Genomic DNA, 6991 nt, shown 5'->3' on the forward strand with positions numbered 1-6991 from the left:
CGGCCTTATCAGAGAGTACTTGCCTAAGGGTTGTGACTTTAGACAAGTCTCTGATGATGAGATGCAGGACATTGAGAACAAATTAAACAACAGACCAAGAAAACGATTAGGGTTTAAGACGCCTATGCAGGCGTTCTATAATATTAATTAGCGTTGCACTTGGTGTGTTAATCTAAGTAATAATTCTCGTGAGCTAAATCCTTTTTTATATTCATATAAAGAATCTAGTTTAGAGCCTAAACCTCCACCAAAATGTAGTAGCTGATATTGATTTTCTCTGCCCCAACCACGCGCAACATGAGTAATCAGTTTGGATGGCTGCAAATTTGTATAGTCATTAAGTGTACCGCCAAGATGGAATTGCATGATGCCAGATTCTTTACAGAGGGTATATATAGATGACCCAATCGCTTTGCCATTTTGATAGGCTGTTATCAAGAGTATTCTGTCGTGAAGATTCTTAAATAAATTGAAGAAATAAGCATCATCAAAAAAGTAATATTGACATGCTTTGACATGCGCCATAGTTTCTTTATAAATTTTTGAAAACACCATGGCATTTTCTTTAGTTAATGGCTCAATCTTGGTCACAACATTCATTTTTAGAGCTTTTTTGATACCTCTGCGATGGCGATTTTGGGTTTCGCTCCAGTGTTGTTCTTCAGACTTATTTAGGTCAGATATTAATGTTAGCCCATGAGTTAAGGCTTGTCCAACAGTGGGTAGCCAATCTTTATTGATGATTGGGTGCAGGCGCATAAATAGAGAGACACAGCCTTTTTTAAAGAGACAGGCCCTTATTTCTGTTAGAATGATATCTAATTGGGCATCGGTTAGAGACTGGTCCATCACAGGACCACCGTAACCATAAGTAGATGTGGCATCCCAACACTCTGCATCTATTTCTCGTATGATAATAGGTAGAAATACTTTTTTGTTTTTATAGTGAGCGATGATACCTTGAGGAGTCCCTTTATCGATGACAGATGATGCCGTAATCCAACCAGATAAGTGGTAGACGTCAAAATTATAGTCTGATATTTGTTTATCCCATTCTTTATCTATACCTACAAACTCAACTTCTATTGTATCTGCATCAGTGACTAACGCAACTTCTGCTGTATCCATTTCTTTGATTCCTCAGTACTGAGTACTATATTCGTAAATTCTTATATATAAATATAACAATAAACTCTGAGGTTAACAAGAGTATTTACTTATTTTACTGAATATATGTTAGGTAGTAATAAAAGGGTAACTTTTATAATATGGAAAATAGCTCGTTCGATAGCTGCTTTATTTCATTCCAAAACATATTTTTAGGCTATTTTGAACATTTGCCTGGTAGTATGACATGAACTATTTTCTTTAGCTAAGGATGTTTCAAATTTAACAAGCTATATAAAAAAACTGTACCAACCATGACAACCGCTGCTGACAGGTATAGGCCTGGGTTATAACTTCCATAAATCTCGACAATATAACCAGTGCAGACGGGTGCTATAATTTGAGCCGCGCCATAAGACAATGTCATTGTTCCCATAAATTTGGCAGGATCACTGGGAAAAAACTTACCTGCCATTGTTAATACCAAGCTCACACAAGCGATGAAAGTGCCACCAAATAATAAGGCACTGACTATGGCAGTAGGTAAACTGTTGTTGAGAGCAGGTAGTATGATACCCGTTACCTGTAACAGATAGGCGGCAATGAGCGTTTTGAGATAACCAAATCTTCGAGCAATACGATCCCATATAAGTGCAGCGGGTATAGCAGCTAAGCCAATCAAAAGAAAAACCAAACCGCCTTGCCCTTGCAAACCTTTGGTACCTTCTACAATATCAACAATAAAAGTAGAGCTTACCGCGTAGCCATAACCAGCACAAAAGTAAGCGAGCATCATGAGTGACTTGAAAGTCTTACTGGGTGGGTTGTCCTTAACCACTTCTTGATTTTTATTTTCGGTGGAAGGATGTGGCATCCATAACCACGCAGGTACAGCAAAGACAATCGCCAAGACAGATAAGGCCAACCACTGCTGTTGCCAATCTGCTTCTAGCGCTTGTATTGCCTCAAACAATAACGAGGTGATGACGATGCTCAAACCTGCACCTGCAAAATGAATACCTAACTCAGCACGGTGGTTGTTTTTTACTAGCCATTTTAGTACCAATCCTGAAGCGATAATAAATCCACCCGAAGCACAGGTTCCAGCGAGGAATCTCAATATTGCCCAAGTGGTTATATCTGTGGTCAAAACCATGGTAGCAGAAGTGATGACACTCAAAACAAGATATATACGATGTAAGTTATATTTATAATTGAGATTATGCATACTCGCAGCAAGCAACACACCAAACATATAGCCCATAAAATTGGTGCTAGCCAACCATCCGCTACCTAGATCTGTTAAGCCCGCGCCTTCTTGCATAACGGGTAATAGCAGGCTATACGAAAACCTAGCAACACCTACGGTCACTATCAAACTACAAATTCCAGCAATGTATACACGGATTTTCGTGAGCTTTATAGACATTTTTATGACTTAATATAGGAAAGTGATTCACAAAGAATACGTGACTCTGTTAGTCTTAAAAATTGAATTATTTAGAACAAAAGATTCTTATTATAAGAAGTGTTTAATAAATGGATAAGGATGTCTATATGGAGATTTTGGGGCTAAAAACGTTTAAAGCGGTGGTTGATGAAGATGGCATTAAAGGCGCTGCTGAAAAACTGCATACCGTCCAGTCGAATATCACTAATCGTATCAAAAAGCTTGAAAGAGAGCTGGACACAAAGTTATTCAATATCGTTGGCAGAAAGTTGCAATTAACTCCTAGCGGCCGACAGCTGTGCGACTATGCCGATCAAATTTTACAATTAGAGTATCAGGCAACCTCGGCTATTTTGTGTAACAAAGACAGTTATGAATTAAGAATCGGTATGCCGGAAACCTTTGCGGCCGTTCATATGCCGTTGGCACTCAAACAACTTAAGTTAAATCATGCTGAGATTCGCGCTAAAATTCATACAGACACTAGTGATCGGTTGGTACTAGCTGTACTGAACCATAAAGTAGATTGTGCGGCAATCGGCAATCCACCTAAGCACAAAGATCTTGAGGTGATTCCTATTGTAAAAGAAACGCTAGTGATGGTGACGCCATTAGACAGTGAGCATGACCCTGTGCTATTGGTGCGTGATGAAGGGTGTGGTTACAGAACACAGGCGCTCATTTGGCAGCAGGAAGCAGGTAGAAGTAGTGATGAGCTGATGTTGATGAGCAGCGCCGATGGTGTCTTAGGTTGTACCGCTGCGGGGCTAGGATATACTATTATCGGCCAAAACATGGTGGTAGGTAGTCGATATGAAAAGTCATTGGTCATGACACCACTGAGTAATGGTGCAAAAAATGTCCAGCTATCGATTGTTTATCGTAAAGATAGCCCGCTATCATCAGGGATACTGACGCTCGCAAAATTGTTAACCGAATAATATGTCATGCTATTTTTAAGTCAGGCCTGACTGGTTTTTGTCAGTTTTGTATTCTTATATTATTAGGGTCTTAATATCAGATATGCTTGCGTCAAACACCAAAAAACGTTAAAATCGCGGTTTAATTTTCCCGCTGGGGAAAGGCTAAGTGAGCAGGGAAATGGTATTGGGTGCTGGAATAAGCCAGTGACGCAGTTGCCATACTTATAAATGCCCTTAGTGCCTCAGTTACGTATGTCATTATTGATTTTGCGTATCATAAAAGATACCGTCTAAAATCTCTATACATACATCGGACATAGAGAGCTTATTATGCGTAAAGATATCCATCCTAACTACCAAGAAGTTTTGTTCCACGACACTAACGCTGACGTTTTCTTTTTGACTCGTTCAACAGTTAAAACTAAAGCTACTCGTGAATATGAAGGTAAAGAATACCCATACTACCCACTTGATATTTCAAGTGCGTCACATCCATTCTATACTGGTGAGCAACGTAAAACTTCTACTGAAGGCCGTGTTGCTAGCTTCAACAAACGCTTTGGTGCGTTTGGTGGTCGTAGTAAGAAAGCTGCTGAGTAATTTATACCTATGGTATAAATACATCTCGATAAGCAATAAAAAACCGCTGATATTCAGCGGTTTTTTTATTTGAATTTTATAAGTAGCATTATAGTCAAAGCACTCTGTAATGGATACAAGACAGCCAACTGTATAAGTAGTACCTTTAAGTAGGGTAATGCTATAGTGGCTCAGTGGCTCGCTGACTGTATGTAAGTTTTAGGCAGTGGTAGTTTCTATTGCTTGTACAATCTGCTCTGATAATTGCTGCGCCCAATAGCCATACATAAGACTGCTAGGGTGAAAGCCATCACTGGCAAACATTACAGCAATATCGATAGGCGTGCCATTAGAGTGTTCTTCTATCATCCGTGCAAAGTCAGTTGCCATATAGTTGACACCATCATGATCGGCACAGATTTTTTGCAATACTGTGTCGAGCATTGAGGCTTTCGCACCAACAAAGTTATTGAGTGGAGTAGGTATTGCAGGCATTTGTGCCATCGGTGGTAGACTTGAAAAAATCAATTCTCGCACACCAAATTTACGCTGAGCAATAGCAATGATATCTTCAATCTGCTGCTGCCATTTGTGTGTAGAAACATTAGAAGTAGTGTCATTGACGCCAACACTTAGTACCATCACATCAACGGGTTGACTAGGCATAGGCAAAATATATAGCCTACGAAGGATATCAAAGCTGGTATGGCCAGTCGTTGCTTGCAATGACCATATCAGCTCCTCAAACTGAGTATTGATGGTGGGCTGCTGTGTTAGGATTGGAATGAGCTTGCCGACTAGGGCTTCCTGCTGTGACGCACTACCAACACCAGCGGCGGCCGAGTCACCAACAACCATTAAGTTTAGCGTGGTTTTTTTGACATCCGTAGACTGGTTTAGTTTGACACGACCATTCCTTTCCCCATTTGGCTCAGGCAATCTAACGGTATCTCGCTTGATTTTTCGTCCTTGATAGAGGTAGACCGGGGCAAGTAAAATATCCTTTGCGACAGAAGTTAGCTTATTGGTTTTTACCATCCTGCACGCTCCCGAATAGTCGTCAGACTGTCTTCGACTAATAGCTTGCCATCGACATAGACATCCCGTAGTAGGTTGTCTGCATCAGTTACCAATTCATCGGCCTTGATAGTTGTTAGCTGTCCGTCAGCGTTTTGGACTAAAGCCAAGCGACCTTTTTTTGAGCGTTTCGAGAGGCTAGTGATAGGATCTTTATAAATGTCTTTCCATACGCCATCGATAGAGATAGCACTGGCTTTCATTGCCCAGCTCATGGTATCGCGATTGACTTGCTGTAATAGACCGCCACCCATACCGAATGTGACATTATCTGCGCTAAAGCCTGCTTTTAATATGACATTAATAATCTTGGTCAAGCTTTGCGGGCTAATACCATCCCCTTGGATGATTCGTACATAATCAGGTAGTACCTTATAACCTTTACTATTAATAGTTGTCCCGAACTTCACTGCCAAACGCTCTAATGCTTCACGGACTACTTTGGTAGGCTCACCACTGTCTGGTCTAATAACCAGTGTACCGCCCATATTTTTCACGTCGTCTTTTAGGCTGCCACCCCAAATGTTATCGATGGCGTTCCATAGATCGTAGCTGTCAGACACCACCGAAAATGCTTTGCCTTCACCACCAAACTGCTCGATCATATTGGCAAAGGCAGCGGTTTCGCCATCGCGGCCCCATGCTGTCATGGTACTGTGTTCAGCCGCAGGGATAGAAAACGCTGGCATATCTTGGCCCATCTGATACCAACGACTGGCAGCTATTAACGCCGCCATTGAGTCTGTACCCGCAAAGTTCACCAAATGTGCCAAGCTACCGAGTGCTACAGACTCCTGACTAGATGCACCACGTGAGCCGAAATCATGCAGCCTAAAAGTAAGCGAATCTGTGTTATCTGCTGATTTTTCTAATGCTTTACGGATGATATTTTTACAATAATGCGAGACACTAGCGACCGTTGATGGATACCAAATCGCACGTAATAGAGCAGTTTCGATATAGCTTGGTAACCAGTAAAACTCAGGGTCGGTATTGATGACCTGACAGACCACGTTAGATACTGGCACGATGCTACCTTCGGGGACAGCTTCGATACGCAACGGCAGGTAGCCGCCGTGTTTGTCCACCAAACGCTCCCAACCAGCACGGTTAAAGGTCAAGCCGTGTGCTTGAATGACCATTTCGGCTTCATCGATATCTTGATGGGTAATGGGGGTGCTTAGGTATTCTTTGATAAAGGCTTGCAAGCCAAAAAACATCACATCATAGTCGCCTTTACGGGCTTCTATGTAGCTCGACAGATACTCACTACCGCTTGGGTATTGCACCCAATGTGAGGTTTTATAGCTATCACTATTAAGGATTAAATTATTTAAATTACTGGTATACATCACAGAACTCCTCTGCTTTGAAATGCCATAGCTGATTTGATAAAAAACAGCTTTGGCGATAAACCCTTGCCGTCTATCGACTCGGGCGGTGAAACTGATTGTACAAAAATATATGCAAAAATGATAAATCAGGTTTTAGAAATCAAACAACTGTGAAAATAAATTATATAGACTACCCCACTCTCAACTTGAAATAAGCAAATCAAACTGAAGAGGCGGGTTACCAAGTTTTTTATTGAGTACAAAGCACAGATTATGCGACAGAATCTTACGAATCAATCGATGAGACAAATGCCATAAATCTCTTGCTCGTACCTTTTGTATATTAAATCGTTCTGATAACTGACCAATGACTGTTTCAACGATACGGCGGGCTTTCATTAGCCGTCTTACCACAGGTTTGGGTCTATCTTCTTTCATATTAGCTCTGAGTGGCGTTTGTAAATCTACTCCTTGAGCGTCGTAGTACGATGTCAGACTCGGGCTGATATACCCTTTATCAG

The 6991-nt window shown here is 41.1% G+C and carries 7 protein-coding genes and 1 pseudogene; 3 read left to right on the top strand and 5 right to left on the bottom strand.

The features are described from left to right. Positions 1-151: pseudogene (locus EI164_RS17140) on the top strand (IS30 family transposase); the annotation flags it as partial. Here the strand turns inward: EI164_RS17140 and EI164_RS13710 are convergent. Next, complete coding sequence (locus EI164_RS13710; RefSeq protein WP_192520490.1) at positions 148-1128, bottom strand: peptidoglycan bridge formation glycyltransferase FemA/FemB family protein; 981 nt, start codon at positions 1126-1128, stop codon at positions 148-150. The pseudogene EI164_RS17140 and the gene EI164_RS13710 sit on opposite strands and share 4 nt — an antisense overlap. Positions 1129-1372: 244 nt before the next feature. Next, positions 1373-2536 carry a YbfB/YjiJ family MFS transporter gene (locus EI164_RS13715; protein ID WP_192520491.1) on the bottom strand — a complete coding sequence of 388 codons (1164 nt, stop codon included), beginning with the start codon at positions 2534-2536 and terminating at the stop codon, positions 1373-1375. Positions 2537-2664: 128 nt separating this feature from the next. Between EI164_RS13715 and EI164_RS13720 the strand changes: the two genes are divergently transcribed. Continuing rightward, positions 2665-3498: a LysR family transcriptional regulator gene (locus EI164_RS13720; RefSeq protein ID WP_192520492.1), complete on the top strand. Its 834-nt coding sequence runs from the start codon at positions 2665-2667 to the stop codon at positions 3496-3498. A 312-nt stretch (positions 3499-3810) separates the two neighbouring features. Beyond that, positions 3811-4080: a type B 50S ribosomal protein L31 gene (locus EI164_RS13725; protein ID WP_192520493.1), complete on the top strand. Its 270-nt coding sequence runs from the start codon at positions 3811-3813 to the stop codon at positions 4078-4080. Positions 4081-4278: 198 nt separating this feature from the next. On the opposite strand, the gene EI164_RS13730 is transcribed toward EI164_RS13725, so the two are convergent. The 3 genes from EI164_RS13730 to EI164_RS13740 all read right to left on the bottom strand — a co-directional run. Continuing rightward, a complete protein-coding gene (locus EI164_RS13730; RefSeq protein ID WP_192520494.1) occupies positions 4279-5097 on the bottom strand; it encodes an SGNH/GDSL hydrolase family protein in 819 nt (272 codons plus the stop codon). Then, positions 5091-6488, bottom strand: a complete 1398-nt coding sequence (locus tag EI164_RS13735) for a nicotinate phosphoribosyltransferase (protein ID WP_192520495.1) — start codon at positions 6486-6488, stop codon at positions 5091-5093. Before EI164_RS13735 ends, EI164_RS13730 begins: the two co-directional genes overlap by 7 nt. Positions 6489-6671: 183 nt before the next feature. Further along, a partial coding sequence (locus EI164_RS13740; RefSeq protein ID WP_318779513.1) for a transposase occupies positions 6672-6991 on the bottom strand: 320 nt, incomplete at its 5' end.

It is taken from the genome of Psychrobacter sp. FME13 (genome assembly GCF_014861395.1).
Lineage (GTDB): Bacteria > Pseudomonadota > Gammaproteobacteria > Pseudomonadales > Moraxellaceae > Psychrobacter.

What these genes read in the sequence shown, in the direction of transcription:
- EI164_RS13710 (WP_192520490.1), bottom strand. Translation starts at nt 1,128, where the DNA reads ATGGATACAGCAGAAGTTGCGTTAGTCACTGATGCAGATACAATAGAA.
- EI164_RS13715 (WP_192520491.1), bottom strand. Translation starts at nt 2,536, where the DNA reads ATGTCTATAAAGCTCACGAAAATCCGTGTATACATTGCTGGAATTTGT.
- EI164_RS13720 (WP_192520492.1), top strand. Translation starts at nt 2,665, where the DNA reads ATGGAGATTTTGGGGCTAAAAACGTTTAAAGCGGTGGTTGATGAAGAT.
- EI164_RS13725 (WP_192520493.1), top strand. Translation starts at nt 3,811, where the DNA reads ATGCGTAAAGATATCCATCCTAACTACCAAGAAGTTTTGTTCCACGAC.
- EI164_RS13730 (WP_192520494.1), bottom strand. Translation starts at nt 5,097, where the DNA reads ATGGTAAAAACCAATAAGCTAACTTCTGTCGCAAAGGATATTTTACTT.
- EI164_RS13735 (WP_192520495.1), bottom strand. Translation starts at nt 6,488, where the DNA reads ATGTATACCAGTAATTTAAATAATTTAATCCTTAATAGTGATAGCTAT.